The sequence below is a fragment of the Sorangium sp. So ce145 genome, from assembly GCF_051525985.1.
Classification (GTDB): Bacteria; Myxococcota_A; Polyangia; order Polyangiales; family Polyangiaceae; genus Sorangium; species Sorangium cellulosum_B.
The window spans coordinates 8737692-8764451 of sequence record NZ_CP150315.1 but is presented as its reverse complement, the minus strand read 5'-3'; the positions used below and the strand labels follow the sequence as shown (position 1 = coordinate 8764451).

The following is a 26760-nucleotide window of genomic DNA, read 5'->3' as shown; positions in this document are numbered from 1 at the left end:
GCCTGCCATTAACGCGGACGAGTCGCTGCCCACGTCTTCGTTTCCGCCTTCGTCTTCTTCGCCGTTACTTGGAAAATCTCCTGCCCCTGCGGATTCTGTCGGGTATCCAGCGCCCGCGCTTCCCGTCTCCACTGTGTCGCAAGTGTAGGATAAATCGCATGCCGACACGAGCATCGCTGCGAGCCCGCCGCACAGCACGAGCGTGCTCGCCTTCATCACCGACCCATGTTCCATGCATTTCCCGTTTCGAATGCGCGCATCGATCCCCTACCGGAAAGTCGGCGTCAACCGGCGATCTGCAATCCTGCCCTGCGGTTATGCGCCCGGCGGATGGGCTCGGCGGGTTGCGTCGAGCGTCGCCAGGCTCGGCACCGTCGCCATCCGTCCACTGGGCAAGTACGTCCCGCGCGGATCTTATGACGCCTCTAACCGGACCTTACGAGCGTTGCCCTGGGCTCGTCTGCCTCCGCGGATCGTCTACGGACCGCGGCGTCCTTACCGAGAAGATCTCGACTCGTCAGGAAACCGAAACGTCTCGGCGGCGATGCCCTCCTCCCCCGTGACCTCGTCGCCGGACCAGATATCCCAGCTCACGCCGCCCTTGCCGGGCAGTCCGAGTTCATAGGTGACGGCCTCCAGCGTGAGCTTGTCCTCGTCGAGGTAGGCGATGCCGATCGAGTCGCCGCCGCGCCCGGGGCCGCCGTAGCCGCCGTAGCCCCCCTCGCCCCCGTTGGCGCCGTGACAGGACCACATGCCGTTCCCCAAGGCGCCTCCCGGAGCGCCTCGGCCGCCTAGACCGCCTCGCTCGGGGGGCCCGCCGTCGCCGCCCTCCCCGCCCCAGGACGTCACGATCTCGCTATCGCGCAGGGTCAGCTTGGCGTGAAGGGCGACGATGCCGATCGAGGGCCAGCCGTTCTCGCCCCCTTGGCCGCCTCGACCGCCACAGCCGCCGGCGCCGCCGGAGCCGCCGCCGGCGCCTCCCCTCGACGCGGCACCGCACGCGGAGAGCCCTCCCCGACGGCCGCCACCGCCGCCGCCGCCCTGGCCTGGCATACCCCTGCTCCCGTCCTCGGCTTTGTCTCCTTCCCATCCTGTCTCGGTGATGCGCCCCCTGCCCGTGCCGGCTGCACCGATGAAACCGTGCGCGCCGTGGAGCGCCACCTGTCCATTTTCGCACCCGGTGCTCGGCACGTCCCCGTCTCCCCCCCGCCCGTACGTCGGGCTGGATGCATCGAACGGCAGCCCGTCCTCGCCGTCGCCAGCGCCGTCGGGGAGCCCGTCCCCTCCCTTCCCACCGACGCTCGGGATCCCACCATCGCACGCGTTCACCGCCGCAGGGGCGCCAGGGACGACGGCCGCCGAGCAGGCGTCGCCCCCGTACTGCCCATCGGGCCCCTGCGTTGCCTCGTTCGGATAGGGCCATTTCTCGCCGTTGTGGCCCGCCCAGCCCCAGGCAGCGCTGATCCGGCCCCGGAGGAGTTCCACGGCCGTGCCGGACTGGACGAGCATCCCGATCGGGCCGTTTGAAAAGAACCGCATGTCGACGAGCGTCGATACCCCGTCCGCGGCTCCGGTGTCTCCGGGGCTCGCGGGCACGACGGTCAGGACAGGCTCGAACGTATCGACGATCTGAAGTGTCGGGCGCCCGCCAGCCTCACGCGCAAAGCCCAAGCAGTGGTATCCGCCGATGAGATCGACGCCGGACGGCAGCGCGAGGGGGCCGAAGAACCCGTCGTTGCACGCGAAGACGCGCCCTCGTCCGGTGCGCGCGAGCTCGACGCCGCGCTGCAGCGTGCGCACCGGCTTGTCCCTCGTGCCGGGGTCCGCGTCGTCCCCGTCGCCGAACATCCCCGCGACGAACACCCCGCAGCCATCCTCCAGCACACCGGCGGCGAGGCGCTCCAGACAGACCGACTCCGGCGGCGCGTCGCCTGGACACGACGACGCGCCGTTGCACACCGCTCCGCCGGCGTCACTCGGGCCCGGCGCGGTGCCGCAGCCGGCCGCGACGAGCAGTACCGCGGAGGACAGGGTGATCGCTCCTGTGATTCGCATGGCTCTCCCTCGATGTGACGCCGCGTGCTCCCGGCCCTTCAGCGGGGCGGTTCCGGCTCGGGCGCATCGAACTGAACGTAGGGTAACGAGTAGCCCGACTGTCCCTTGCCCACAGGGTCATCGGGCGCCGCATTCCCTCCGGAACCGCCAATGCCGGCGCTTCCAGGGCGGAGGGGCGCGTCCGGACCGAAGTGAACGTAGGCGCCGACGGAGGCGACGCCGTAAGAGGGCCCCCCGAGGCCGCCGCCGGCATCGCCCCCGCGGCCGCCCCAGCCGCCACGGCCGCCGGGGCACGCCGCCCACAGGCCATCGAATCCCTGTCCACCGTACCCACCGGGTCGTCCGACGCCGCCCGGCTGGCCCGTTCCGCCGACCCCACCGACGCCGCCCTTGCCCGCGGTCACGGTGGTCGCCTCGAGGGTCACCGAGCTCCCTGGCAACGCGACCACGCCGATGCTCGCCCCGCCATAGCCTCCGCCCTTGCCTCCCAGGCCACCACAGCCGCCGCTCCCACCCGAGCCACCAGCTGCGCCGCCCCGAGGCCTGCCCGCTCGGCACGCGACCATGTCGCCTCGCCCCTTGCTGCCGCCCCCGCCGCCCCCCCCATGGCCGACGCCACCCCTCTCCCCGTCCTTACCGCGAGTGCCGACCCATCCGTCCTCGGTGAGGTAGCCCATGCCCACCGCGCCGTCAGCGCGACCGGCGTTGGCGCCGTCGGGGCCAGGGGCCCCTTCCTTACATCTCGTGAGGGCATCCGCACCGTGGCCCCCGAGACCCGTCTTCTCCGGGTCCTGGCTCGCCGGCCTCGGCTCCCCCGGCGCGCCGTCGCCCCCCGCGTCGAGCCCGCCGTCGCCTCCGTAGCCTCCGGTGGACTCGGTGCCGTCGTCGCACGCCGTCACGACCGGAAGGGCACCTGTCGGGGAGTCGTCCGTGCAGGCGCTCGCGCCGTCGTTCCCCTCCACCCCGTCCGCTGCCCGCTCGCTGTCCGCGTCCTTCCCCGGCTCCCCGTCCTTGGCGTCGCGCGCGACGATCGCGCTCGATCGCACGATCGCCCCGGCCCCCGCGCTCAAGATCATGGCGATCGACGACCTGCCGTCGCGCGCGGAGGCGTCCGCCGCCACGACGCGCACGCCATAGATCACCGACGTCGCGCCCTCGTCCCCCACGACCCGCAGCGGGATCCCCGAAGGCGGGGCGATGATCGTCGGGTGGTTGGCGCCATCGAACGACCACGCGCCGTCCTCGCAGCTACGGCCGCCCCAGAGGTGGATCCCCGAGACCAGGGTGACCTCTTCCTCGAACATCTCGCCGCACGCATAGACGTGGCGCAAGCCCCGCGCTTGCGCCTCCACGATCGCGGCTTGCAGCGAGCCGAGCGGCTCGAGCCGCGTGCCCGCGCGCGCGCCCTCCGCTGGAGCGCTGGCGCTGGCGAACACCCCGCACTCGTCCATCACGGGCCCCATCCCCGGCTCGTTCACCTCGCACGGAGACGGCGGGGGGGCGAGGCACATCCGCTCCTCACCGCAGTCCTCTGCGTACGTGCAGCCGGAGAGCCCTCCCGCGCCGCTCGTCGAGAAGGCGGCGACGGCGCACAGCCGCCGCACGTGTCGTCCCTGGAGAAAGTGCATGTCCCTGGCTCCTCGGATCACCACACCCCGTGCGCCACGAGGCCGATCTGCCCCGGCGTTGCGGCCGGCGAGAACGCGACGCGGGCTCCCGTGGGCTCGGACTCCAGAAAGGAGAAATCCGTGAAGAACGAGGCGACCGTCATGGCGCCGACCACGCCGCTCGCCACCACCATCGCCGTGCCGAGGGCGGCGAACTGATCTCGCTCTCGCCGGAGGACCGCCAGATCGTTGCACGCTGAAGGCGGCGACGGTTCGCGGCACGCCCACGGCGTGAACCCGAGCGCGTCCAGCTTGCTGTTGCGCTCCTTGAGATCGCCGTTGGAAGCGCTCGCGCGGACCATGAACAGGGCGCCGAGGGAGGCCGTCGCCGTGGTCAGACCGATGCCGGCGACACGCGCCGGCCCGAGCCACGATGCCACCGGCCCCGGGGCCTGCGGCTTGACCGGCTCGCTCCGCGCCGCGCCCGGATCCGGCGCGCGCGCGGGCGCGTCGGCCGCGCGCACGAGCTGCAGCGTCGCGCTGACCGTCTTCCCCGCATCGACCTCGACCCGCTGCGAGCCCTCCCCGTGCCCCGACAGCCGGGCCCGGAGCGTGTACGTCCCCGGCGCGACGAACAGCTCGTGGACCGTGGCGCCCGTGCCGACGGGCTCCCCGTCGAGGAGGATCTCGGCGTCGGGCGGGGAGGCCGCCACGTAGATCCTGCCGACGTGATCGATCGCCCTGTCGAACGCACGCGTGAACCTGTCGAGGAGCGCGCGACTCAGCGCGGCGTCCTGCTCGAGGCTCTTCCCCAGGTGCTCGGCGGCCTCCCGGTGCTTGCCCTGCTCCAGCTCGCAAAGCCCGAGATAGCCGAGCACCTCGGCCCGCTGCGCCGCGGTCATTCCGGCGGCGTCGGGCGCCGCCAGGACGGCTTCGAAGCTCGCTTCCGCCTCGGTCCACTTCCGTGCGCCGAAGGCAATCCGGGCCTTCTGGCGCGCCTTCATCGCTGCCGCGCTCTCGGTCGCCAGCGCAGGTGTCGCGCGCGCGAGCCCGATGCCGCTGCCCAGCACGCCGAGAAGGCAAACCCCGGACAGGGCGGAGCGCAAGAGCGTCATGCGGCCCACGTTATCAACGAGGCTGTCGGCCCAGCAAGCGCGTGTGGATACCGAGCGCTGCGGTTTTGCATGATAAATCTGACGTCGCCTGCGCAATGATTCCACGGAGCCGTGGCCTTCTCGTTATCCCCCTGCGAACGCACCTTCGCGCACCGTTCTTCGTCGCACCGGTCGATTGGGTCACCTCTTTTCGCGCCTGAAGCATCTGGACGTGCATGGATGTGAGCACCTCGGCGAGCCCGGCCGTCGCAGCCCCTGGCCCGCTTGCTTCCGACCGCTTCCGCCGGCTCGCGCGCGCCATGCGTGTGCCGGCTCAGGACGTCGACGACATTATCCAGGACGCGTGGCTTCGCATCCTGGAGAACCGCGCGCGTATCGGCCTGGTGAGAGACGCCGCGGCGTATGTGGACCAGCTCGTCAGAAACGTGGTGCGCAACAGCCGGCGGCGATCGCGCCGCCGGCACGAGGTGATCGCACTCCTCCAGGACGAGGATCCTGCGGACGAGCGGCCGGGCCCGGAAGCCTCCTTGATCGCCCGCCAGCGGGCTTCCGTCCTCTGGCGCTTCATCGACAAGCTCGACGACGCACGTCGCACGGTCTTCATCGAGCACGAGCTCCTGGGCCGGACGCTCGCCGAGATCGCCGGGGCGCACGCGCTCCCGGAGAACACCGTCAAGTCACGGCTCGCTGCCGCCTGGGACAAGATCGAGCAGGAGGCAGGGCGCTGGCAGGCGGCGCAGCGCCGGCGCAGGCAGCCCGCGGTGCCGTGCTTCGTGCCCTTCTTCTCCGGTGCGTGGCTTCGCGACGCCTTGCGCGGGCTTCGCCGGTTCAGGCTGCATGGGACGGCGGCGGCGGGGCTCGTGCTCGGGGCGGGCGCTGCCTGGCCCGGCCCAGCGGCTGGCTTTGCCGAAGCGCCCCTGCTCGCGGCCTCGGGGCGCGTGCAGCCCGCGCTCGAGATGCCGGCCGCGCCTGCTGACCAGCGCGGCGTGGGGCCAGGTCGACCCGAGAACGCGATCCGGCGAGAGGCCGTCACGGCCTCCGCCGTGCCCGCCCATCAGGGCAGCACCACGACGGCCCGCGCGGTCTCCGCCGCGGGCAAGATGTCGTTCCGGGAGCACACCGGCGCGGCGCATGCTCGGATCGATCCGAGGATCGAGCGCGCGCGAGCGATGCTCGAGCTCGGGACCACCGAGGGACAGCTCTCGGCGTGCCGTCTCCTGCACGAGCACCGCGAGCGTCGTGGTCGCGGAGAGCACGCCGCGGAGCGCGACGCGCTCCTCCGGCGGGTTCGCTGCGAGCGCCACGGGTCGATCGGGGCGCAGAGGTGATCGCGTCGCGCGTCTCTCGAGATCGAAGAGCTGGGCAACCCGATCGCCGGCCGCTTCAAGGGCCTGTCGATTGGCGGATCGGTCGCGTCTGGGGGGAGGCTGCCGGCAGCCCTGCCGGCAACGGAAACGGTCTGGGGGAGGCTGCTGGGCAGCCCTGCCGGCAACGGAAGCGGTCTGGGGGAGGCAGCCGGCAGCCCAGCCGGCAACGGAAACGGTCTGGGGGAGGCTGCTGGGCAGCCCTGCCGGCAACGGAAGTGGTCTGGGGGAGGCAGCCGGCAGCCCAGCCGGTAACGGAAACGGTCTGGTGGAGGCTGCTGGGCAGCCCTGCCGGCAACGGAAGTGGTCTGGGGGAGGCAGCCGGCAGCCCAGCCGGTAACGGAAACGGTCTGGTGGAGGCTGCTGGGCAGCCCAGCCGGTAACGGAAACGGTCTGGTGGAGGCAGCCGGCAGCCCAGCCGGTAACGGAAACGGTCTGGTGGAGGCTGCTGGGCAGCCCTGCCGGCAACGGAAACAGTCGGCCGCGAACCGCCACACGTGGATAGCACGGTGCGTGCCGACATGCGTGCTGACAGCTACCATACGCCGTGACGAGAGCAACACACTCGACGCCGCCCCGCCGCGCGCCGGGCACAGGACACCTTCAGGCGACTTCTCGCGAGCCTCGCGGGGCCCAGTCCATGACGCAAGATCACGACGAGCGGCGGCAGGTCGTGATCCAATTGGAACACGAAGGCGGGAAGGCGGGAAGAAAACATGAATGATCTTCCCGCCTTCCTGCCTTCATGTGGACTCTCTCTGGGCAAAGTTGACCACCACCCGGCGGCACGCCGTCAGAAAATCAGCCGGCATGTCGATTGACGGGTGCGCGGGGGTGATTATCCCTGCCCGGAACGTCCGGCGTGCGCCTGACGTTCTCAACACGTCCAGCGCGCAGGGGTGGAGCGCGTCGTACCTGTTCTCCGCTGCTCCGCGACGACGAACAACGAGAGGTCATCCCCTCATGACGAAGCCTTCTCCGCTCAAGAAGAAGCCCGCTCCCAAGAAGCCCGCGGCCCCGCCCCAGGCGGCGGCGGCGTTCGACAAGATCCTGCCCGAGATCGAGGCGCTGAGCCCGGATCGGCTGATCGCCATCAACCTCGATATTCCCCGGGTCGTCTCCCAGGTGCTGGGCGTGCTGCCCGGCCTCCTCGCGCTGCGCTCCGCCATCGCGGAGCACGTGCCGACGCACGATGTCGCGTTGCTCGACCGGCTCGAGACCTACGCGCTGGCCGCGTGGTACGCGCACCTCGCGTGGCTGTCGAGCGGAGGCGCCGAGAACGCGCTGAAGCCGCTGCTCGCGGAGGCGGCCCCGCTGCGCGAGAACCTGCTGAGCGACGCCGAGGCGCTGGCCCGGCGCGGCCTGCTCGACGCGGACACGGTCGCGGAGATCCGCGCGGGGCTGGGGCACATCGACATGGCGAACGACCTGGTCGCGCTCTCGGCGCTGTTCACTGCGAGCTGGGCGGAGGTCGCCAGCAAGACGGCGGCGACCGAGGAGGAGGTGAGGCGCGCCGGGGAGATCGGGCCGCAGCTGCTCGCGGCCCTCGGCGTGCGGGAGCACGGCAAAGGCCCCGGGCCGACCGAGGCCGCGGACAGGAGGGCGCGGGCGTTCTCGCTGCTCGTCCACGCCTACGACCAGACCCGCCGCGCCGTCGCGTACCTGCGCTGGGACGAGGAGGACGCCGATACGATCGCTCCCTCTCTCTACAAGGGCCGCACTGGCCGCGCGACGGCGCACAGCGACACCGTCGCCGCCCCGGGCGACGAGTCGCCGGCTGAACCGGCGGCGCCCGGCGCTGCGACCCCCGCGGCGCCGAACGGCACGGCGGCGCCTGCTGCGCTGAACGGCACGGCGGCGCCTGCTGCGCTGAACGGCACGGCGGCGCCCGCGGTGCCCGGCGCCGCACCGAACGGCACGGCGCCTACCGGCTAGACATCGCCGCTCGCCTCCGCGGCGAGCGCTTCCCGCTCCCAAGGATCGGCTGCCCAGGCGAACGCACCGGCGGAGAACAGGCAGACTCCCCCGCTTGCGGTGCCGTTCGCGCACCCGGCGTCGCCCTCCGGCCGAGCGGCCCGGCCGCGGTGCAGCCGGCAGGATCGCCGGTCTCCACCGCACGGCACCCCGCATAGCCCTCGGGCGACGGCATTGCCTGCGCGAGCGCCGCCCCGAAGCGGTGTGCGCTTGCGTATGGCCTGGTGCGCGAGGACGCGATGGCAGGCGACCCTATGGCGATGAATACCGAGAGATGGCTCCGCCGTCGGCGCATCCAAGATCGAATTTGAGCTGGGACGCGCCGCGCGGGGCGAAGTACCCTGGAGGCGCGGCGCCCAGCCGGCCGCAGGGGAGCATCGTGGAGCTCGTTCTCATTCTCGTCGTCGTGGTTGCGCTTGCGGCTGCGGCGTTCTTCGCGTCCAAAGCGCACAAGGCCAGCGGCTCGCTCCGGCAAGTAGAGAGCTCGTTCCGGCAAGTAGAGAGCTCGCTCCGGCAAGCGGAGGCGTCGCTCCAGCGCCTGAGCCGCTACCAGGCGATCGCCGACGCCGAAGCGGCCGCGGCCGAGGTCTCTGCCAGCGCCCAGCGGGAAGCGGAGCGCGTCGTCGCCGATGCGAACCGACGCGCCGAGGAGATCGCCGGCGCAGCGCTCACCGCGCAGCGGGACGCGAAGCGCCTCGAGCAGACCGCACAGGCGATGAAGAACGTGATCGAGGGCTACGGTGATCGCTATGTGATGCCGACCGCTGGGCTTCTCGACGAGCTCGCCGAGGAGTTCGGGTTCGCCGAGGCAGGACAGCGTCTCAAGGCTGCTCGTGGGAAGAGCCGCGACATGATCCGCGACGGCACCGCGGCGACATGCGACTACGCAGAGGTCAACCGACGCACCACGGCGATCTCCTTCGTGCTCGACGCGTTCAACGGCAAGGTCGACACGATCCTCTCTGACGTTCGGCACGACAACTTCGGGACATTGCAGCAGAAGATTCGAGATTCGTTCGTGCTCGTGAACCAGGGCGGACGCGCTTTCCGTGACGCGCGCATCCTGCCCGACTACCTCGAGGCGCGGCTCGAGGAGCTCCGATGGGCAGTGGTCGCGCAGGAGCTCAAAGTGAAAGAGCGCGAGGAGCAGAAGCAGCTCAAGGAGCGTATTCGGGAGGAAGAGCGAGCCCAGCGCGAATTTGAGAAAGCAAGGAAGGAGGCCGAGAAGGAGGAGGAGACGCTCCGGAAGGCAATGGAAAAAGCGCGCCGGGACGTGGAGAAATCGAACGACGAAGAGCGCGCCAAGTACGAGCAGAAGCTCCTCGAGCTCTCCGAGCGGCTCCGCGTGGCGGAGGACAAGAACCAGCGCGCCCTCTCGATGGCGCAGCAGACCAAGGCCGGGCACGTATACATCATCTCGAACGTCGGTTCGTTCGGGGAGCACGTCTACAAGATCGGTATGACACGGCGGCTCGAGCCCCTGGACCGCGTCCGGGAGCTTGGTGATGCGAGCGTGCCGTTCGAGTTCGACGTGCACGCGATGATCCCGAGCGGGGATGCTCCGGCGCTCGAACGCGCCCTCCACCAGCGGTTCGTGCGGAACCAGGTGAACAAGGTGAACCCCCGCAAGGAGTTCTTCCGTGTCCCGCTTCACGAGATCCGTCAGGAGATCGAGGGGATGGCTGTGGAGGTGATGTGGACATTGGCCGCCGAAGCGCGGGAATTTCGAGAGACGCAGGCCGTCGAGCGCGCGATGGCGAACAAGACGTTCGACGAAGCCGCCTGGCTGGAAGCGCAGGCGAAGGCCGAAGCCGCATCCACCGTCGAGCGCGATCTCGCTGAAGCGACCGCCTGATCTCGTCGCTCAACGGATTCTGGCCGAAGCAGTCGGCGCGCTTCCGGTGATAAGGAAGCGGTCCCTTGAGCCCTGATGTGCCACAGCAGATGCCCATGCTCCTCCGAATCCCCAGGTCGGCGGCCGCGGCGTCGGTGCTGGGGGAGCGGCCTGGAACGTCGGTCGGCTCGCCGAGTGCGGTGAGGAAGCGGGCGATGTTACTTGGCTCGGTGATCATGGCGACGAGCTTCATCCTGCCCTTGCAGGCGGGGCGCTCGAGGACATCGAGCGCCAACCTGCGGCGCAGAAGCCCGGCCCATGGCCGGTAGCCGGATCCGGTGTACTGTGAGGACCTCTCGCGCAACGCGTCCTCGGGAGCGTATGTCTTTGTTTCCTTCGCTGGCACGTCGGCGCCGTGGGCGAGGCGCCGTATCTGTTCTCCATCGACCGGTGGCGCACGCGCGACGACACGCTCGTGAGCGACGAGAACGTTCGGTGGTGGTGGCGCGCGAGCGCGCGTGCGAAGCTGGGTGCGTGCTGCTCGACTTGTCGCCCCTGTTGCACGGCGCGGATGGCGGAGCGATCCGCGTCGCGGGTCTCCGAGCAGGTGAGCCCGCGGCGCAGATCGATCGCGCGCTCCTGACGGGCGCTGAGGAGAACGCGCCGGCTGAGGCCCGCTGGTACGCGAATGGGACCGTCTACCGGAGGGGCGCGGACGGGCAGCTCGTGGAGGTGCCGCTCGAAGAGCGGGTCGATGCGGTCCTGCGTCGAGGTGGATGGCTTCATTGCGGGCAGATCGCGGTGAGCGTTCGAGATGGCATGGCGGAGCGGATCTTCGTGCGCGGGCCTTCGCTCACGACGTTGAAGATCACGAAGGAAGACGACATCGCGCGGCTGTTCGGACCAGCCGTGGACCACGAGCGCTCGCTCGGTTGCCGCATTCACCATTACCCGGCGCGGAGGCTCGAGATTGCCTGGCACGATCGGAGCGGGGCCCTCGAGCACGTCCGTCTCGGCGGCCCGCCTTGGCTGGAGCCCAGGTTGGGGGGGGCGCGCGCTCCTGACGGAGCTCCTCGGGGCGTCGTTCGTGTTCGAGGGAAGGGAGTGGGCGGAGCCGTCCGAGGGCTCGGCTCGGGTTCGCTACCGGCGCGTGGCAGCGCTGGCGCGCGCTCTCGGGTTGGGTGAGCCCTCGAGCCTCCTGAGAGGCGGGTTCTTGGAAGGCAGCGTCGACGCGGGACGACAGCGCGTCCTCGATGAGCTGGCGCTGGCGGGAAAGACCGCTTTCGACAAGTTGCCGGTGCCAAGCCGTTCCGCGCCCCTCTTGTTCTCGCACCTCATTCGGTATCGTATCGAAGCGGAGCGTGTCGTTCGCGCGACTCGCGGGTGGATGATGTGCGGCGACCCCGTGCTGCGCGGAATGCTCGTGGAGCAGCTCCGGATAGGGGCCAAGCTCACGACGCTGCTCGGCGACGTCGATCGCTGGCTGTGCGCGCTGATGGACCCGCAGGACCGCACGTTCGAGCTGCGAGAGCTGATCGCGCGTTACGGCTGGCCCGACGTCGACCTCGCTGATCTGGAGGCGGACGAATTCTAGCGCACCGATCACGTAGGAATCTCGAGGAATCAACAGAAGCGAAGAGAAACCGCAAGGGGCGCTAGTACTACAGCCGCACCTCGACATCGATCAGGTTGGACAGCCCGTATCGTCAATGATCCAGGTTGTTACCGGCTCTCGTTCGCTCATCGCCGCGAGCGCGTAGCGTGCAGCGACACGCCGCACAGAGCGGTCGTCCCACGCGGCCTGCCGTTCGCGAGGCGGGATCGAGCTAGTCGCCGGCCGCGCACGCCGGCTTCGGGCAGCGGCCTTCCAGGATGTCGCGGCACACCTTGTCGCGCGCCTTCTTGTCGACCGCTCCGAGCGCGGCGTAGATCTGCTGCGTGCTGCACCCGAGCGAGCCCTCGACCGCGTGCGAGCCGCACGCGTCGAACACCTGCGGCGCCGGCAAGGCCGCGCAGAGGGCCTCGCAGGCCGCGATGTCCGCGAGCTCGAGGGGGCACACGGCCGCGTAGAGCGTGCACATCGCCTCGCACCGCCCGACGCAGCCGGCGCCGCCCTCCGGGCCGAGCGGCCCGGCCGCCGTGCAGCCGGCGGGATCGCCGGTCTCCGTCGCGCGGCACCCGGCATACCCCTCGGGCGACGGCATCGCCTCGCAGACGGTGCAGCACGCCTCGACGGACGGGTACTGCGGCGTGAGCTCGCAGAGATCCATCGACCGGGCGCAGTGCGCCGAGCACGCGGCGATCTCGCACGGGCCGGCCTCCTGCGCGGGCGGAACCCAGCTCGCCGGGCTCCCATCGCCGGCGTCGCCCGCGGCGGCGCCGCTGTCGATGCCGTCGCCCGCGGCCGAGGTCTCGCCGTCCTCGGCGTCGGGCAGCGGGGCGACGACCTGACACCCGGCGACCCACGCGGCGAACATGCAGGCGGCAGCGCGGCGCGCCCTCACAGCGTCCCTCGCATGCTGATGTAGCCCGGACCGACCGCCCAGGTGACGCTCGAGGCCGGGGTCTTCGAGCGCTCCAGGCCCAGGGTGATGCCGCCGACGGCCGCGCCGGCGATGGCGAGGCCGAACCCCACGTTCGAGACCCAACCCAGGGCGTTCGCGTCGCCTCGCGCATCGGCGGAGCAACCCGAGGCGCCCTGCCGGCACGCCTCGGCGAGGTCGCTCCTCGCGCTCAGGTAGGCCGCGCCCACGCCGAGCCCCACCGCCAGCCCCGCGCCCGAGGCCACGAACCCGCCGATGGCCCACGGAGAGACGCCGTCCGGGCGGGGCTCCGGGGTGAGCGTGACGTCGATCGCCGTGATCTCCCGCTCCGGGACATAGACCCGCTGCCGGGCGCCGGCGTAGCCGTCGGCCTCGACCTCGACCCAGTGGTTGCCGGGATCGATCAGGGCCCCCTCCGAGGAGGCCTTCACCTCCTGGCCGTCGATCCGGAGCCTGGCCCCGGCGGGGCTCGGCACGAGCCGCACCTTCAGCCGAGGGATGCGGTCGTCGAGCTCGTCGCGCAGGGCGTCGGCGCGGCGCCGCGCCTGCATGAACGGCCAGGGCTCCCCGGGGAGCGCGCGCGACGAGGCGATCGTGGCCGCGAGCTCGCGCGCCTCGCTGAGCCGGCCGATCGCGGCGAGCGCCTTCGCCACCTCGATGGAGGTCGAGGGCACGCGGACGAGCTGCTCGGCGCGCTGGTAGGCGCGGAGCGCCTCCGCGTACCGCCTCAGGATGAAGAGCTCGTCGCCCAGGTACACGAGCTCCCGGGCGTCGCGCCGCGCCTTCTCGTCCGCGGCGCCGGCGGCGGTGTCCGCCGCGTCGCCGGCGAGCGCCGGCGGCGACGCGAGGATCAGGCTGGTGATCATCAGCAGCGTGCTGGGCCGGGGGCGCATGGATCTCCTCTCCTGTCAGAAGCCGAGATCGCGGCGCCAGCGCGTGCGCGTCGCGACCGTCTTGACCGGCGTCGCGGACGGCGCGGCGAGCGCTGCCGGCAGGGCGCCCCGGGCGCCAGACACGACCGGCACCCTGGCGTCGGCGGCCGCCCGGGTCGCAGGCTGCGCCGTGGCCGCAAGCTGCGCCGTGGCCGCAGCCCGCGCCTCGGCCTGGTGCGGCCCGGCGTCGTCCTGCGCCGTGGCCGCCGCTCGCGCCTCGACCTGCGGCGCCGCGGCCCGCGCCTCGGGCAGCGGGCTCCTCGTCTCGCACTGGGCCGCGGGCTCGACGGCGGGGGCGGCGCGCCCGGGCGCCCCGCCGGCAACCATCGCGAGCGACGCGGTCTGCGCTGCCGGCGCGGTCCGGGTGACGCCGGAGGCGACACCGGAGGCCCCCGCCCACGCCAGGGTGCTGAGGCCCATGACGGCGCCCGCGGCCAGGGCCCAGGTCCGCGCCCGCGCCCGCTGCCGGGGCGAGCTCGCGCCCAGCGTGCCGAACGGCATGAGCGTGGTCACGAGGGACGAGAAGCCTTCGCCCGAGCCGAGGGCCTCGCGCGGGGGCATGAGCTCGGTCCGGGCGGGCCGCGCGGCGCGCGGGGCAGCGACGGCGGCGTCCAGCGCCTCGAGGACGGCGCGGGCGCTCCGGGCGCGGCGCGCCGGGTCGGGCTCGAGCAGCGAGAGGACCCAGGCGTCGATCGCGGGCGGCACATCCGGGGCGAGCCGGGACGGCGGCGGGGGCGGCCCGCGGTCGATCGCCACGGCCACCGCGGCGACGGTGGCGCCGCCGAAGGGGATCTGCCCGGTCAAGCAGAAGTAGGCCACGACGCCGACAGCCCAGAGATCGCTGTGCGGTCCGACGCGCGCGCCGCCCGCCATCTGCTCGGGCGACATGAAGTGCGGCGTCCCCAGGATGGCGCCCGTGACGGTGAGCCGCTCGGCCTCGTCGGCGGTGTTCTTGGCGATGCCGAAGTCGAGCACCTTCACGAAGGGCTCGCCTTCGCCCTCCACGAGGAAGATGTTCTCGGGCTTGATGTCGCGGTGAACGATCCCCGCCTCGTGCGCCCTGGCCAGCGCGGCGCAGAGCTGGCGGAGGATGGACACGGTCTCCTCGAGCGAGAGCCGCCGGCGGCGCTCGACCCGATCTTGCAGCGTCTGCCCTTCCAGGTGCTCCATCACGATGTAGGGGACCCCCTGGTCGGTGAAGCTCACATCGAACACGCGCACCACGTGCGGGCTCTGGATGCGGGCCGCGGCCTCGGCCTCCCGGTGGAGTCGCACGACGGCCAGCGGGTGGTCCATGTACATGTCGCGGAGGAACTTCACCGCGACATGGGTCCTGAGCGCGACGTGCTCGGCGAGCCAGACGCTTCCCATCCCTCCCTGGCCGAGCGCGCGGATGAGCCGGAGCTGGGAGCCCACGTGCATTCCGGGCATCGGCCCGCGCTCCGAGCTCGACGCGGTGTGGCAGCCTGCCTCAGCTGGGGCGATCAGGCAGGGCGATGGCTGGGTGGCCTCGCCTATTCCTAGCGTCTTGCTCATGCCGGAGCTGGCTTGCACGCCGCGAGCCATCGCTCCGGTGGAGGGGTTGCCAGGACATGCGCCGGAGTCGAGGTGTCCCGTCGTGGCGTGGAGCCGCGCTGCATGGCGCGCTCGTGACAGTTCGCTACAGGCGCGGCAGCGGCTGCGCTGCGCGCTGTCGATACCGGCTCACGGACGTTTCACGGCCGCCGCCATCGCGCGCTCCGCGCGCCGCCCTGTCGCCGGAAACCGTGACGCAACACGAGCTGCGCTGTCAGTGGACGCGACGGGGGACGCGCCGGGGCGCAGGTCGAATCGGGGCTTGTCGTCCGCGCGCGGAGTCACCAGGGTAGGCCGGGCGATGCAGCCTCTCCTCCTCTGTTCCCTGCTGGCTGGCGTCGGCCTCCTCGCCGCGGCGTGCGACTCGCCTCCCGCGGAGGCGCCCAGGCCGGTCGTCCTTCCGCCCGTCGCCCCGGGCGAGCTCCGCAGTCCGGAGGCGTTCGCGGCGATCCGGGACGACGACGCGCGCGCGGCCTCGCTCTTCCTCGAGGCGAGCAAGGTGCTGCTCCACCCGCGCTGCGTGAACTGCCATCCTCACGACGGCGTCCCGCGCCAGGGCGACGCCGGCGAGCGCCACAGCCCGCCGGCCGAGCGCGGTCCGAACGATCGCGGGGTGGCGGCGATGGAGTGCACGTCGTGCCATCAGGCGCAGAACCTCGAGCTCGCCCGCGTCCCCGGGGCGCCGGGCTGGCACCTCGCGCCTGCGGAGATGGCGTGGCTCGGGCGGTCGCCGGCGGCGATCTGCGCGCAGATCAAGGATCCGGCGCGCAACGGCAAGAAGACGCTCGCGCAGATCGTCGAGCACTCCAACCGCGACGAGCTCGTGGCGTGGGGGTGGGCGCCCGGCCACGGCCGCACGAAGGCGCCCGGCTCGCAGGCGGCCTTCGGCGCGCTCGTCGACGCGTGGGTGAAGGCGGGCGCGGCGTGCCCGCCCGAGGAGTCCCGACCATGATCATCCTGAAGGTGAACGGCGCGGAGCAGAAGCTCGAGGTGGATCCGGACATGCCGCTCCTCTGGGTGCTACGCGACGTGCTCGGCCTCACGGGGACGAAGTACGGCTGCGGCCAGGCGCTCTGCGGGGCGTGTGTGGTGCACCTCGACGGCGAGACGGTGCGCGCCTGCGTGACGCCGGTGAAGCGCGCCGCGGGCGGCTCGGTGACGACGATCGAGGGGCTCAGCCCCACAGGCGATCACCCGCTCCAGCGCGCGTGGGTGGAGCTCGGCGTCCCGCAGTGCGGCTTCTGCCAGGCGGGGCAGATCATGAGCGCGGCCGCGCTCCTGCGGAAGAACCCGCGGCCCTCGAACGACGACATCGACAGGTCGCTCGCCGGCAACATCTGCCGGTGCGGCACGTACACGCGCATCCGCGCGGCGGTCCGCAAGGCCGCCGGCCTTCCCACGGAGTGAAGATGGAACAGCAACGGGTCGTCCTCCTCCGCCGCTCCTTCCTCGCGGGGCTCGGGCTCGCGGTGGGCGGGCTCGCGCTCGGGGTCGCCGAGGCCGCGCCGCCCGCGCGCGACGTGAACCGGCCGCCGCCTGCGCCGCCCACGCCCGGCGGCGCGAAGGCGCAGCCGGGGCTCCGGACCGGGGTGTTCCTCCACATCGCGCCCGACGGGACGGTGTCGATCGTCTGCCACCGGTCCGAGATGGGGCAGGGGATCCGCAGCTCGCTGCCGGTCCTCGTCGCCGACGAGCTCGGCGCGGACATGGCGCGGGTGAAGATCGTGCAAGCCGACGGCGACAAGGTCTACGGCGATCAGAACACCGACGGCTCGCGCAGCGTGCGCGGCGGCTACGAGCCGATGCGGCGCGTGGGCGCGACCGCGCGCGCGATGCTCGTCGCGGCCGCGGCCAGGAGGTGGCGCGTCCCCGCCGCGGAGTGCGTCGCCCAGCAGCACGCGGTCCACCACGCGAAGTCGAAGCGCTCGCTGGACTTCCGCGAGCTCGTGGCCGACGCGGCGAAGCTCCCCGTGCCCGGCGCGGAGGCGGTCGCGCTCCGGCCCGCCTCGGAGCTCAAGCGCGTCGGCGGCCCGCTCCCGCTGCTCGACGGCCCGGCCATCGTCACGGGCGCGGCCCAGTTCGGCGCGGACGTGCGCCTGCCCGGCATGCTCACCGCGGTCATCGCGCACCCGCCGGTCGTCGGGGGCAGGGTCGTGCGGTACGACGGGGCGCGCGCGCTGGCGGTCCCGGGCGTGAAGAGGCTCGTGGAGCTGCCGGCTCCGAAAGGCGTCGGGGTGGGGTTCCAGCCGCTCGGGGGCGTGGCGGTCGTGGCGGACACGACGTGGGCCGCGATGCGCGGCCGCGCGGCGCTGGAGATCGTGTGGGATCACGGCGAGAACGCGTCGTACGACTCGGCGAGCTACCGCGAGGCCCTCTCGCGCGCGGTGCGCGCGCCGGGCAAGGTCGTGCGGAAGGTCGGCGATGTCGACGGGGCGCTCAAGGCGGCGGCGCGCACGGTCGAGGCCGAGTACTACGTGCCTCACCTCGCGCATGTGGCCATGGAGCCGCCCTCGGCGGTGGCGAAGGTCGACGCGGGCGGCTGCGTGGTCTGGGCGCCGACGCAGAACCCGCAGGCGGCGCGGACCGAGGTGGCGCGGGCGCTCGGCGTCGACGAGGGCAAGGTCACCGTGCACGTGACGTTCCTCGGCGGCGGCTTCGGCCGGAAGTCCAAGCCGGACTACGTCGCCGAGGCGGCGCTGCTCGCGCGCGAGCTGGGCGCGCCGGTGCGCGTGCAGTGGACCCGCGAGGACGACGTGCAGAGCGGCTACTTCCACAGCGTCAGCGCGCAGCACCTCACGGCGGGGCTCGACGCGAGCGGCAAGGTGACGGCGTGGCTGCACCGGACCGCGTTCCCGCCGATCCCGTCGACGTTCGACGCGAAGGTGAAGACCCCGAGCGAGAACGAGCTCGGCCTCGGCGTGCTCGATCTCGCGCTCTCGGCCCCGAACGTCCGCGCCGAGGCGTGCGACGCGCCGGCGCACGTGCGGATCGGGTGGCTCAGGTCGGTCTGCAACATCTTCCACGCCTTCGCGGTGCAGAGCTTCATCGACGAGATCGCGCACGCGCGGCAGGCGGATCCGCGCGAGGTGCTGCTCGAGGTGCTCGGCCCTGCCCGGAAGGCGACGCCCGCCGAGCTGGGGGTCGACAAGGTCCCGAACTACGGGGCCTCGATCGAGCAGCACCCGGTCGACGTGGGCCGCCTCCGGCACGTCATCGAGCGGGTGACGGAGCTCTCGGGGTGGGACGCCGCGCGCAAGGCGGGCCGCGCGCTGGGCCTCGCCGCGCACCGGAGCTTCCTCACGTACGTGGCGGTCGTCGCCGCCGTCTCGAAGGACGCGCTCGGCAAGGTGAAGGTCGACGAGGTGTGGCTCGTCGCGGACCCCGGCACGGTCGTCAACCTGGACCGCGTGCACGCGCAGATGGAAGGCGCGGTGGTCTTCGGGATGAGCATCGCGCTCCACGGCGCCATCACGATGAAGGGCGGCGCGGTCGAGCAGACGAACTTCCGCGACTACCCGGTGGTGCGGAGCCCGGAGGTGCCGGCGCGGATCCACGTGGAGATCGTGAAGAGCGACGCCCCGCCCGGGGGTGTCGGGGAGCCCGGGGTGCCGCCGGTGGCGCCCGCGATCGCGAACGCGGTGTTCGCCTTGACGAAGACGCGCGCCCGGGAGCTCCCGCTGCGGCGCCTGGGGCTGTGACGGGGGCGGGCGCGGCGGGCCCCTTCTCGTGAGGCGGCCGCGAGCCAACCTCGTGGTGCAGAAGGCGACGGGGAAGGCGTGTAAGGGCGAGCAGCGCGCCGGAGCTGATAGCGCGGGCAGCGATGACAAGAAGACGACGAACACGCCCATGCCGACGAGGCAGGCGCCGAAGGGGCCGGCGAGAGGCATGGAGAAGCCGTCGCGCAGAGGAGACGAGCGAGGCGAGGCGGCGCCGTCGGCAGTGTCGGAGCGAGGAGCTCGGGACGTGGCGGTTGGGGCGCTGCTGACGATGGTGCATGGCGCGGTCGAGCGCGAGCGGGGGTCGACTGCGCTGGGCGCTGTGCTGCCGTGGGCTGATGTTGAATTCGTGTCGGAGGGGATCTCGGTCCGGCACCTTGATCGGCTGCTGGATGGGCTCCTTCTGGCGACGTCGCCTCGCGTCGAATGGGCGAAGCTTTTGCGGCGGACTTACGCCGTAGATGTTCTCGCGTGCCCGCGATGGAGCGGACGGATGCGACTCATGGCCGCGATCACGGACAAGGCGACGGCGAGGAAGATCTTGAGCCACCTCGGTCTGTTCGCCGAGCCGCTGGAGTGCCGCGCGCGGTACCCGGCGGACCCCGCGTGACGAAACCGACAGGGAGGGACGCTGCTCGACGACGTGGCCGGGGGAGGTCTGCCCTGAGGTGCGTGCGCCGGCCATCACGACGCGCCGCGAACCGCGACGGCGGCCGCTTGGACGAGGTCAGTAGGGTACAGCTATACGGTAGGATGCCTTCCGCTTGGTGCTACGTCGCGGTAATCCCAGGCGTTTCAGGCGTGGAAGACCTGCCTGATCGCAAGGCCCGTTCTGTCAATGAGCTCGTACCGTCGGACTGCACGAGTCAGGAACGGCTCCGAGAATCTTGACTTTGCGGAACGCGTTTGCTTGTCCTATCCGCCCATGGGTCTGGGCCCACGTACGCGTTAGCGCATCACTCCACGCCCTGCGCGGCGCGCTCTTCAAGTCGCTGGATGCGCTGATGATCTGTGTCGTCGTCCACCGCGACCCAAGGAGCCAGCGGATCGTACGCCGTGACACCCCAAACCGGCAGCGGTGCTCCTTGGCCAATTTCTGCAAGACCAGCTCGCTGGATTTCGTCGCCAGCGTCCGACAATCTGTAGCGGGCCTCTTTCATGAAGTTTTCAGGCTGACAGGGCTCGCTCTCCAGGGCGGCCTTGTCCCCACGGTGCCCGGCCCACTGGCGCAGCCGCATGGCAAGGAAGACGTCGCCGGTGTGGGTTAACCACTTACGCAACTCGTCGCCAGCCGATGAACGTCGAACAAACACGTTCACGGGCGTCGACCACTGTTTGTCGAGACATGAGAACAGCAGCTCATCGAACCGAGATAGAGCCAGTGCGCGCCCGTCCATCCGAGGAAAGAATCCCGCCTGATAGGTGCTCAGCTCCACGAGGTCCTTACTCCATCGACCGGCGCGCCCCCCCACGGCCGACAGAACAGGAGATCGACCGGACACCTTTCGCCAACAGCGCGCCATCTCCTGGGCGCGCGTCAGAGAGAGCGCGCGCGCGTCGTCCTGACATCGGCGCGCGTCGGCCGGCGTCAGGCGGATGCTTCCACACCCAAACCCGGCCTCCGTCGCGTCGCCCAGGATGACGATCTCTATATCCGGTTGCCCGGGCCGTTGGTGAAGTCTCCACGCGCAGAGACCCCACAGCGCCACCGCGTCGCTCCACAACCGCGACGTCCAAGCGACTACCCGCTTGCGCGACTGGACCGCCCCGAGCATCTCACGAAACGATGCACGAAATCGCGTTCCTTCCCGCCCACGAAATCCCCAGAAATCATAGCGCCGCTGACAGTGGACCTCGGGATCCGAGGCGCATGGCCCTACCAGCAAGTTGTCGGGCACGAACGCCACAGGGACGCGAAGCCCGCGCCGGACCGCCTTCCCAATTTCCGCAGATGTAGCAATATGAATCATCTTCGGAACCTCAGAATTTGCAGCCGCGGCATACGTCCGATGGAGAATCTCCGGCGTTACACCGCTCCCAACAACGCTGACACACCGTCTTGCCGGCGCTCTTCCTTCGGCATGACGTCGGCCCGTTATCGACACAATCCTGGTACTTATCGTCACAATCCTTGTTTTCCGCGCGCTGACAGCTCTCCCGACAGCTACGATAATTCGCGTAAGCGCTATCACTGCATGCACTTCGCTGGGCTTCGCTGTCAGATTTGCCACACGCAACAGAAGCCGCATCGTGGTCCGCCTGGCACTTCTCGTGGCATGGGCTCTGGGTCGCGATGTTGCACTCTGGAGGAGGTGGTTCGATGCCCTGCGGCTCCAATACAGGCCCGAAGCCTCCCGACCCTGTCGGGCCGAACCCGTAACCGCCGGCCCCTGTTGCGGTGATGATGATGCCGCCGGCGCCGCTTTCTCCCTCACTCCTGAGGTAGCAATCACCGACATCAAAGTTGCACCCAGCTAGACCGAAGCATAGAACAGCCAACAGCTTGCTCATTTAGAATCTCCCCCGAATCTCCAGATAGGCCCAGCAGTTACCATCACGACCACGCTGCCAGGAAGAACACGACTGCTCCCGCCAGCCCAGTCCACGTTGAGGCTCGTAGATGCCCCCAGGCGCCCAGCGAAGTACCAGTCGGACTGTGCGCGCCCGCCTGGAGCAAGCCCCATCACGCGGTCACAGATCACGGCACCGCATACAGGCATCGAGTAGAGCGACAGGGATGGACCAAGGCTGACGTTGCCCGTTTTTGTGACGTACCCAACGGTAACCGCCGTTCGATCGTAGACCCCTACGCGTGTCCCCGGAATGACGCTGAGCATGTTGTGAACTTCGATCCGGAAGTCCCTCTCTTTTCGCCAGAGCCAGCCGGCGAAGGGGCTCACGGCCAGCTTGGGTTCGGTCCCGATCTGGATCCCGCCCACGCTCACACCACTGCTGAACTCGAGTGCCTGCGCCGACGCCGGAACAAGGACGAGCGCACATGCGCAAAGCAGGCAGACGTTGCCTTGTGAGCGCATCGACATGGTGGTGAAGGTCCCCCGACCGAGCCCCGACACGCGCCGCGTGGGGTCGCTAACAGTTTTTCCGGGTGTGATTCGGGCGTCAAAGAAAAGTTGAGAATTTTGGCTCGTCGATAAGAAGGCCGTCCCGGGCGCCAGTAGGGTACAGCTATACGGTAGGATGCCTTCCGCTTGGTGCTACGTCGCGGTAATCCCAGGCGTTTCAGGCGTGGAAGACCTGCCTGATCGCAAGGTCCGTTCTGTCAATGAGCTCGTACCGTCGGACTGCACGCGTCAGGAGCGGCTCCGAGAATCTTGACTTTGCGGAACGCGATTGCTTGTCCTATCCGCCGGCCATGGAGCCGCCCTCGGCGGTGGCGAAGGTCGACGCGGGCGGCTGCGAGGTGTGGGCGCCGACGCAGAACCCGCAGGCGGCGCGGACCGAGGTGGCGCGGGCGCTCGGCGTCGACGAGGGCAAGGTCACCGTGCACGTGACGTTCCTCGGCGGCGGCTTCGGCCGGAAGTCCAAGCCGGACTACGACGCCGAGGCGGCGCTGCTCGCGCGCGAGCTGGGCGCGCCGGTGCGCGTGCAGTGGACCCGCGAGGACGACGTGCAAAACGGCTACTTCCATGCCGTCAGCGCGCAGCACCTCACGGCGGGGCTCGACGCGAGCGGCAAGGTGACGGCGTGGCTGCACCGGACGGCGTTCCCGCCGATCCCGTCGACGTTCGACGCGAAGGTGAAGACCCCGAGCGAGAACGCGCTCGGCCTCGGCGTGTTCGATCTCGCGCTCTCGGCCCCGAACGTCCGCGCCGAGGCGTGCGACGCGCCGGCGCACGTGCGGATCGGGTGGCTCAGGTCGGTCTGCAACATCTTCCACGCCTTCGCGGTGCAGAGCTTCATCGACGAGATCGCGCACGCGCGGCAGGCGGATCCGCGCGAGGTGCTGCTCGAGGTGCTCGGCCCTGCCCGCAAGGCCACGCCCGCCGAGCTGCGGGGGTGGTGCGGAGCACGGAGGTGCCGGCGCGGATCCATGTGGAGATCGTGAAGAGCGACGCCCCGCCCGGGGGTGTCGGGGAGCCCGGGGTGCCGCCGGTGGCGCCCGCGATCGCGAAAGCGGTGTTCGCCTTGACGAAGACGCGCGCCCGGGAGCTCCCGCTGCGGCGCCTGGGGTTGTGACGGAGCTTCGGGCCGGGCAGCGCGCCGCTGCTCACGATGTCCCCCTTTTGCCCTACTGTTGATAGATGTCCTTGATGTTGATCTCCATGAAGTTGTCCGGCTTCGCGAGGGGCGTGAAGCCGAACTGCCGGTAGAGCCCGTGCGCGTCCGCGGTGGCGAGCAACGTCCGCCGCAACCGGAGCCGGCCGAGCGCCTCGGTGACGTGGGCGATCAGCGCTTTCCCGTACCCCTTTCGTTGCTCCGCCTGGACGATGAACACGTCGTCCAGGTACGCGAACGTCGCCTGGTCGGTGATCACCCGGGCGAACCCGATCTGCGCGCCCGCCTTGTAGACGCCGAAGCAGAGCGATGCCTCGATCGCCCTCTCGACCACCGCCCGAGGAATGCCCTTGCTCCAGTAGGCAGAGGCGAGGACGGTGTGGATCAGATCGAGGTCGAGACGCGATTTGTCCGACGAGATGACGAGTTCTTCGTTGGTCTGGTGGTCCACGCTGGCGATCCTCCATTGAGCTGCAGGCTGCGGGGCCGAGCCCTCGTGGCCTTGCCGGCGACCGCTGTGTCCGTCGCCTCGAGGCAGGCCATCCGAGGCGCCGGCCGGCGTCAAGGAGAGGCGGCCGGCCGCGCTGCGCTGCGCGCGCTCATGGGCGATGCCGTCGCCGGCGTGCCAGGGTGGCTGCGAACACGGGGGAAGAAGCATGCTCACGTTCCTCGGGGTCGCGGTCGTGGTCGTCGGCTTTATCGCCCGGATCCATCCGCTCCTGGTCGTCGCGGCGGCCGCCATCGTGACCAGCCTCTCCGCGGGGATGGGACTCGTCGCGGGGATCTCCGTCCTGGGCAAGGCGTTCAACGACAACCGCTATGTGAGCCTCGTCTGGCTCGTCCTGCCGGTCATCGGCCTCCTCGAGCGATCGGGCCTCCAGGAGCGAGCGCGCGCGCTGATCTCGCGGGTGAAGACGGCCACGACCGGGCGCATCCTGCTCGTGTACTTCGCGGTGCGGCAGCTCAGCGCGGCGCTCGGCCTGACCTCGCTCGGCGGCCACGCGCAGATGGTCCGCCCGCTGATCGCGCCCATGGCCGAGGCGGTGGCGGAGAACCGGTACGGACCGCTGCCGGACAGGACGCGCTGGCTGATCCGCGCCTCGGCGGCGGCGGCCGACAACGTGGCGCTGTTCTTCGGAGAGGACATCTTCCTCGCCATCGCGTCCATCCTGCTGATCAAGGCATTCCTCGAGCAAAACGGCATCTTCGTGGAGCCGCTCCAGCTGTCGGTCTGGGCCATCCCCACGGCCGTGCTGGCGCTCCTGATCCACGGGACCCGGCTCCTCCTGCTCGACCGGCGGCTCCACCGCGAACTCGCCCGCGCGGGCGCGGGGAAGGCGGCCGAATGATCACGCTCGATGTCGTCTACGTCGTGGGAGGGCTGTTCTTCGCGGCGTCGGCCGTCCTGAGCGCGGTCGACCGCGAGAACTCGAGGCGATGGAAGAACACCCTGTTCTGGGGTCTCCTGGCGATGAGCTTCCTCTTCGGCTCGCGCCTCGGGGATCTCGGCAACGGGGCGCTCGTGATCTCGCTCGTGCTCCTCGCGGGCGTCCGGGGCCTGGGCCAGGGGCGCCCCGCCACCACGACACCCGAGGAGCGGCGCGCCAGCGCCGAGCGGCGCGGCGATCTTCTTTTCGTCCCGGCGCTGATCATCCCGACGACCGCCCTCCTGGGCGCGCTGGTCCTCAAGCGGGTCGAGATCCGCGGAGCGCACTTGCTCGACCCGAAGCAGGCGACGCTGATCTCGCTCGCCCTCGGCGTGGTGCTGGCGCTCGTGGTCTCCGTGGCCTGGTTGCGCCCGCCGCCGCTCGCGCCTCTGCAGGAAGGCCGGCGCCTGCTCGACATCGTGGGCTGGGCGGCGATCTTGCCCCAGCTCTTGGCCGCGCTCGGGGTCGTGTTCGCGGCCGCGGGCGTGGGGGACGTGGTCGGCGAGCTGGCCGGGAGCGCGCTCCCGAGCGGCGACCGCCTCGCCGCGGTAGCGGCGTATACCGTGGGCATGGCGATGTTCACGGTGATCATGGGGAACGCCTTCGCGGCGTTTCCCGTCATGACGGCGGCCGTGGGGCTCCCTCTGATCGTGCGCCGGCTCGGCGGCGACCCGGCGATCATGAGCGCCATCGGCATGCTGTCCGGCTTCTGCGGGACGCTGATGACCCCCATGGCCGCGAACTTCAACATCGTCCCGGCGGCCCTGCTCGGATTGCCCGATCGCGACGGCGTGATCAAGGTCCAGCTCCCCACCGCGCTGCTCCTGCTGATCGGGAACACGCTCCTCATGTACCTGCTCGCCTTCCGGCGCTGAGGTCGCCATCGCATGACGCACGCCCTGACACCGGACATCGCCTCGCGTCTCGCCGCCATCGCGCTCGGGCACGTGACGCGGGAGTATCCGAACAAGCTCGATCACGTCATGGCCGGCCCCGAGGACGTGAAGGGCCCGCGCGATCTGCATCCCATCTTCTACGGCAGCTTCGACTGGCACTCGTGCGTTCACGGCCACTGGCTCCTCGCGCGGATCCACCGCCTCTTCCCCGGCGTGCCCGGCGCCGCGCCGGTCCGCGGGCTGCTCGACGCGCAGCTCACGGGCGAGAAGGTCGCCGGCGAGCTGGCCTATCTGCAGCGGCCGTCGAGCCGCGGCTTCGAGAGGCCTTATGGGTGGGCGTGGCTGCTGATGCTGGCGGCAGAGCTCTCGCGGTACGAGACCGAGGAGGGGCGGCGCTGGTCGGCCGCGCTGGCCCCGCTCGGCGACGCGTTCGCCCGGCGGCTCCTCGAGTACCTGCCCAGGGCCACGTATCCGGTCCGCGCCGGCGCGCACACGAACAGCGCCTTCGCGCTCGCGCTCGCGCAGGAGTACGCCGCCGTGAAGGGCGACGAGCGGCTGTCGCTGCGCTGCGCCGAGGCCGCCCGCGCCTGGTACGGCCGCGACGCGGACTGCCAGGCGTGGGAGCCCTCGCAGGACGACTTCCTCTCGCCCGCCCTCGTGGAGGCCGAGTGCATGCGCCGGGCCCTGCCCGGACCGGAGTTCCGCGGCTGGTTCGCGCGGTTCCTGCCGCGGGCCGCGCGCGGCGAGCCCGCGACCCTGTTCGAGCCCGCGACGGTCAGCGATCGCAGCGACGGCAAGATCGCCCACCTCGACGGGCTCAACCTGAGCCGCGCCTGGTGCTGGCGCTCGCTCGCCGCGGCGCTGCCCGAAGGGGACGCGGTCCGCGCCCGCGCCCTCGACGCGGCGGAGCGGCACCTCGACGCCAGCCTGCCGCACCTCGCCGGCGATTACATGGGCGAGCACTGGCTGGCGACCTTCGCCCTCCTCGCGCTGGGCGAGGGCGTCGATTGACGCGCCGCGAAGCGGGGCGCATCTTCGTGCGCTACGGGCTCATCCGCGTCGTTCGGCTCGCTGCGGCGTACTTTCGTACGCCTCACTCGCCTGCCTAGCGGCTGAGCGCGTATCACACGAATCTGCACCCCGCTACAAGGACGCGGAGCGGTGCTCAGCGGCGGCCGGTGTTGCAGCGTCTATGTCGTGGAGCGGGAGACGGGATTTGAACCCGCGACGTCAACCTTGGCAAGGTTGCACTCTACCACTGAGTTACTCCCGCAAACGGAGATCCCAACGCTCAGGAAACCACTCTCGTGCGGCGTGAACAGCGATGAGGCTGAGCGCGCCGGGACCTCCGAGGAGGTCGTTTCCGTCGATGGGCGCGGAGGAGTACCAACCGACGTCGCCCTAGTCAAGCACCGATGTGCGTGGTCGTGGAGCTTCTCGGGAACGGGGAGCTGGGCCCCATGGTTTTCCGGGTTCCGGCACCGGC

At 70.9% G+C, this 26760-nt stretch carries 19 protein-coding genes, 1 tRNA gene and 1 pseudogene; 12 read left to right on the top strand and 9 right to left on the bottom strand.

The window, feature by feature from the left end:
• Positions 1-495 precede the first annotated feature (495 nt).
• The 3 genes from WMF34_RS32475 to WMF34_RS32465 are packed head-to-tail and all read right to left on the bottom strand — an operon-like array spanning position 496 to position 4777.
• Positions 496-2055 carry a hypothetical protein gene (locus WMF34_RS32475; RefSeq protein WP_012238961.1) on the bottom strand — a complete coding sequence of 520 codons (1560 nt, stop codon included), beginning with the start codon at positions 2053-2055 and terminating at the stop codon, positions 496-498.
• A 38-nt stretch (positions 2056-2093) separates the two neighbouring features.
• Positions 2094-3683, bottom strand: a complete 1590-nt coding sequence (locus WMF34_RS32470) for a hypothetical protein (protein WP_437990242.1) — start codon at positions 3681-3683, stop codon at positions 2094-2096.
• A 17-nt stretch (positions 3684-3700) separates the two neighbouring features.
• On the bottom strand, positions 3701-4777 hold the full coding sequence (locus WMF34_RS32465) for a PEGA domain-containing protein (RefSeq protein ID WP_437990241.1): 1077 nt from the start codon (positions 4775-4777) through the stop codon (positions 3701-3703).
• 215 nt (positions 4778-4992) lie between these two features.
• On the opposite strand from WMF34_RS32465, the gene WMF34_RS32460 reads away from it, so the two are divergent.
• From WMF34_RS32460 to WMF34_RS32445, 4 genes are all read left to right on the top strand, one after another.
• Positions 4993-6105, top strand: coding sequence for an RNA polymerase sigma factor (locus WMF34_RS32460; RefSeq protein WP_437990240.1), 1113 nt, complete (start codon positions 4993-4995; stop codon positions 6103-6105).
• 999 nt (positions 6106-7104) lie between these two features.
• Positions 7105-8076: a hypothetical protein gene (locus WMF34_RS32455; protein WP_437990239.1), complete on the top strand. Its 972-nt coding sequence runs from the start codon at positions 7105-7107 to the stop codon at positions 8074-8076.
• A 346-nt stretch (positions 8077-8422) separates the two neighbouring features.
• Positions 8423-9970 (top strand): DUF4041 domain-containing protein, encoded by a 1548-nt coding sequence (locus WMF34_RS32450; protein WP_437990238.1) that lies wholly within the window; start codon positions 8423-8425, stop codon positions 9968-9970.
• A 1192-nt stretch (positions 9971-11162) separates the two neighbouring features.
• Complete coding sequence (locus WMF34_RS32445; RefSeq protein ID WP_437990237.1) at positions 11163-11543, top strand: hypothetical protein; 381 nt, start codon at positions 11163-11165, stop codon at positions 11541-11543.
• Positions 11544-11775: 232 nt separating this feature from the next.
• Here WMF34_RS32445 and WMF34_RS32440 read toward each other — a convergent pair whose 3' ends face one another.
• Genes WMF34_RS32440 through WMF34_RS32430 form a run of 3 tightly spaced genes read right to left on the bottom strand, consistent with a single transcriptional unit; the run spans position 11776 to position 14855 of the window.
• Complete coding sequence (locus WMF34_RS32440; RefSeq protein ID WP_437990236.1) at positions 11776-12426, bottom strand: hypothetical protein; 651 nt, start codon at positions 12424-12426, stop codon at positions 11776-11778.
• Positions 12427-12449: 23 nt separating this feature from the next.
• Positions 12450-13385 (bottom strand): PEGA domain-containing protein, encoded by a 936-nt coding sequence (locus WMF34_RS32435; RefSeq protein WP_437990235.1) that lies wholly within the window; start codon positions 13383-13385, stop codon positions 12450-12452.
• Between the two features lie 15 nt (positions 13386-13400).
• A complete protein-coding gene (locus tag WMF34_RS32430) occupies positions 13401-14855 on the bottom strand; it encodes a serine/threonine-protein kinase (protein ID WP_437990234.1) in 1455 nt (484 codons plus the stop codon).
• Positions 14856-15300: 445 nt separating this feature from the next.
• Between WMF34_RS32430 and WMF34_RS32425 the strand changes: the two genes are divergently transcribed.
• From WMF34_RS32425 to WMF34_RS32415, 3 genes are read left to right on the top strand one after another with little or no spacing between them, the layout of a single operon-like run.
• A complete protein-coding gene (locus WMF34_RS32425) occupies positions 15301-15951 on the top strand; it encodes a hypothetical protein (RefSeq protein ID WP_012238951.1) in 651 nt (216 codons plus the stop codon).
• Positions 15948-16406, top strand: a complete 459-nt coding sequence (locus tag WMF34_RS32420) for a (2Fe-2S)-binding protein (RefSeq protein ID WP_012238950.1) — start codon at positions 15948-15950, stop codon at positions 16404-16406. Before WMF34_RS32425 ends, WMF34_RS32420 begins: the two co-directional genes overlap by 4 nt.
• 2 nt (positions 16407-16408) lie before the next feature.
• Complete coding sequence (locus WMF34_RS32415; RefSeq protein ID WP_437990233.1) at positions 16409-18697, top strand: molybdopterin cofactor-binding domain-containing protein; 2289 nt, start codon at positions 16409-16411, stop codon at positions 18695-18697.
• Between the two features lie 974 nt (positions 18698-19671).
• Here the strand turns inward: WMF34_RS32415 and WMF34_RS32410 are convergent.
• Positions 19672-20151, bottom strand: a complete 480-nt coding sequence (locus tag WMF34_RS32410) for a hypothetical protein (protein WP_157907053.1) — start codon at positions 20149-20151, stop codon at positions 19672-19674.
• Positions 20152-22085: 1934 nt separating this feature from the next.
• On the opposite strand from WMF34_RS32410, the pseudogene WMF34_RS32405 reads away from it, so the two are divergent.
• Together WMF34_RS32405 and WMF34_RS32400 are read left to right on the top strand one after the other, a co-directional pair.
• Positions 22086-22727: pseudogene (locus tag WMF34_RS32405) on the top strand (molybdopterin cofactor-binding domain-containing protein); the annotation flags it as partial.
• A gap of 50 nt (positions 22728-22777) precedes the next feature.
• Entirely contained in the window at positions 22778-22912 is a 135-nt protein-coding gene (locus tag WMF34_RS32400) for a hypothetical protein (protein ID WP_275935414.1), read from the top strand.
• 52 nt (positions 22913-22964) lie between these two features.
• On the opposite strand, the gene WMF34_RS32395 is transcribed toward WMF34_RS32400, so the two are convergent.
• Positions 22965-23402 (bottom strand): GNAT family N-acetyltransferase, encoded by a 438-nt coding sequence (locus tag WMF34_RS32395; protein ID WP_044966307.1) that lies wholly within the window; start codon positions 23400-23402, stop codon positions 22965-22967.
• Between the two features lie 205 nt (positions 23403-23607).
• On the opposite strand from WMF34_RS32395, the gene WMF34_RS32390 reads away from it, so the two are divergent.
• Genes WMF34_RS32390 through WMF34_RS32380 form a run of 3 tightly spaced genes read left to right on the top strand, consistent with a single transcriptional unit; the run spans position 23608 to position 26285 of the window.
• The gene (locus WMF34_RS32390) at positions 23608-24300 is read left to right on the top strand and encodes a DUF969 domain-containing protein (protein WP_012238944.1); all 693 of its coding nucleotides are present in this window, start codon (positions 23608-23610) and stop codon (positions 24298-24300) included.
• Complete coding sequence (locus WMF34_RS32385; protein WP_012238942.1) at positions 24297-25253, top strand: DUF979 domain-containing protein; 957 nt, start codon at positions 24297-24299, stop codon at positions 25251-25253. The genes WMF34_RS32390 and WMF34_RS32385 overlap by 4 nt, the downstream gene beginning before the upstream one ends.
• 12 nt (positions 25254-25265) lie before the next feature.
• Positions 25266-26285, top strand: a complete 1020-nt coding sequence (locus WMF34_RS32380) for a DUF2891 domain-containing protein (RefSeq protein ID WP_437990232.1) — start codon at positions 25266-25268, stop codon at positions 26283-26285.
• Between the two features lie 187 nt (positions 26286-26472).
• Here WMF34_RS32380 and WMF34_RS32375 read toward each other — a convergent pair.
• A tRNA-Gly gene (locus tag WMF34_RS32375) sits at positions 26473-26547 on the bottom strand.
• Between the last annotated feature and the right edge of the window lie 213 nt (positions 26548-26760).

What these genes read in the sequence shown, in the direction of transcription:
- WMF34_RS32475 (WP_012238961.1), bottom strand. Translation starts at nt 2,055, where the DNA reads ATGCGAATCACAGGAGCGATCACCCTGTCCTCCGCGGTACTGCTCGTC.
- WMF34_RS32470 (WP_437990242.1), bottom strand. Translation starts at nt 3,683, where the DNA reads ATGCACTTTCTCCAGGGACGACACGTGCGGCGGCTGTGCGCCGTCGCC.
- WMF34_RS32465 (WP_437990241.1), bottom strand. Translation starts at nt 4,777, where the DNA reads ATGACGCTCTTGCGCTCCGCCCTGTCCGGGGTTTGCCTTCTCGGCGTG.
- WMF34_RS32460 (WP_437990240.1), top strand. Translation starts at nt 4,993, where the DNA reads ATGGATGTGAGCACCTCGGCGAGCCCGGCCGTCGCAGCCCCTGGCCCG.
- WMF34_RS32455 (WP_437990239.1), top strand. Translation starts at nt 7,105, where the DNA reads ATGACGAAGCCTTCTCCGCTCAAGAAGAAGCCCGCTCCCAAGAAGCCC.
- WMF34_RS32440 (WP_437990236.1), bottom strand. Translation starts at nt 12,426, where the DNA reads ATGTTCGCCGCGTGGGTCGCCGGGTGTCAGGTCGTCGCCCCGCTGCCC.
- WMF34_RS32435 (WP_437990235.1), bottom strand. Translation starts at nt 13,385, where the DNA reads ATGCGCCCCCGGCCCAGCACGCTGCTGATGATCACCAGCCTGATCCTC.
- WMF34_RS32430 (WP_437990234.1), bottom strand. Translation starts at nt 14,855, where the DNA reads ATGCCCGGAATGCACGTGGGCTCCCAGCTCCGGCTCATCCGCGCGCTC.
- WMF34_RS32425 (WP_012238951.1), top strand. Translation starts at nt 15,301, where the DNA reads ATGCAGCCTCTCCTCCTCTGTTCCCTGCTGGCTGGCGTCGGCCTCCTC.
- WMF34_RS32420 (WP_012238950.1), top strand. Translation starts at nt 15,948, where the DNA reads ATGATCATCCTGAAGGTGAACGGCGCGGAGCAGAAGCTCGAGGTGGAT.
- WMF34_RS32415 (WP_437990233.1), top strand. Translation starts at nt 16,409, where the DNA reads ATGGAACAGCAACGGGTCGTCCTCCTCCGCCGCTCCTTCCTCGCGGGG.
- WMF34_RS32390 (WP_012238944.1), top strand. Translation starts at nt 23,608, where the DNA reads ATGCTCACGTTCCTCGGGGTCGCGGTCGTGGTCGTCGGCTTTATCGCC.
- WMF34_RS32385 (WP_012238942.1), top strand. Translation starts at nt 24,297, where the DNA reads ATGATCACGCTCGATGTCGTCTACGTCGTGGGAGGGCTGTTCTTCGCG.
- WMF34_RS32380 (WP_437990232.1), top strand. Translation starts at nt 25,266, where the DNA reads ATGACGCACGCCCTGACACCGGACATCGCCTCGCGTCTCGCCGCCATC.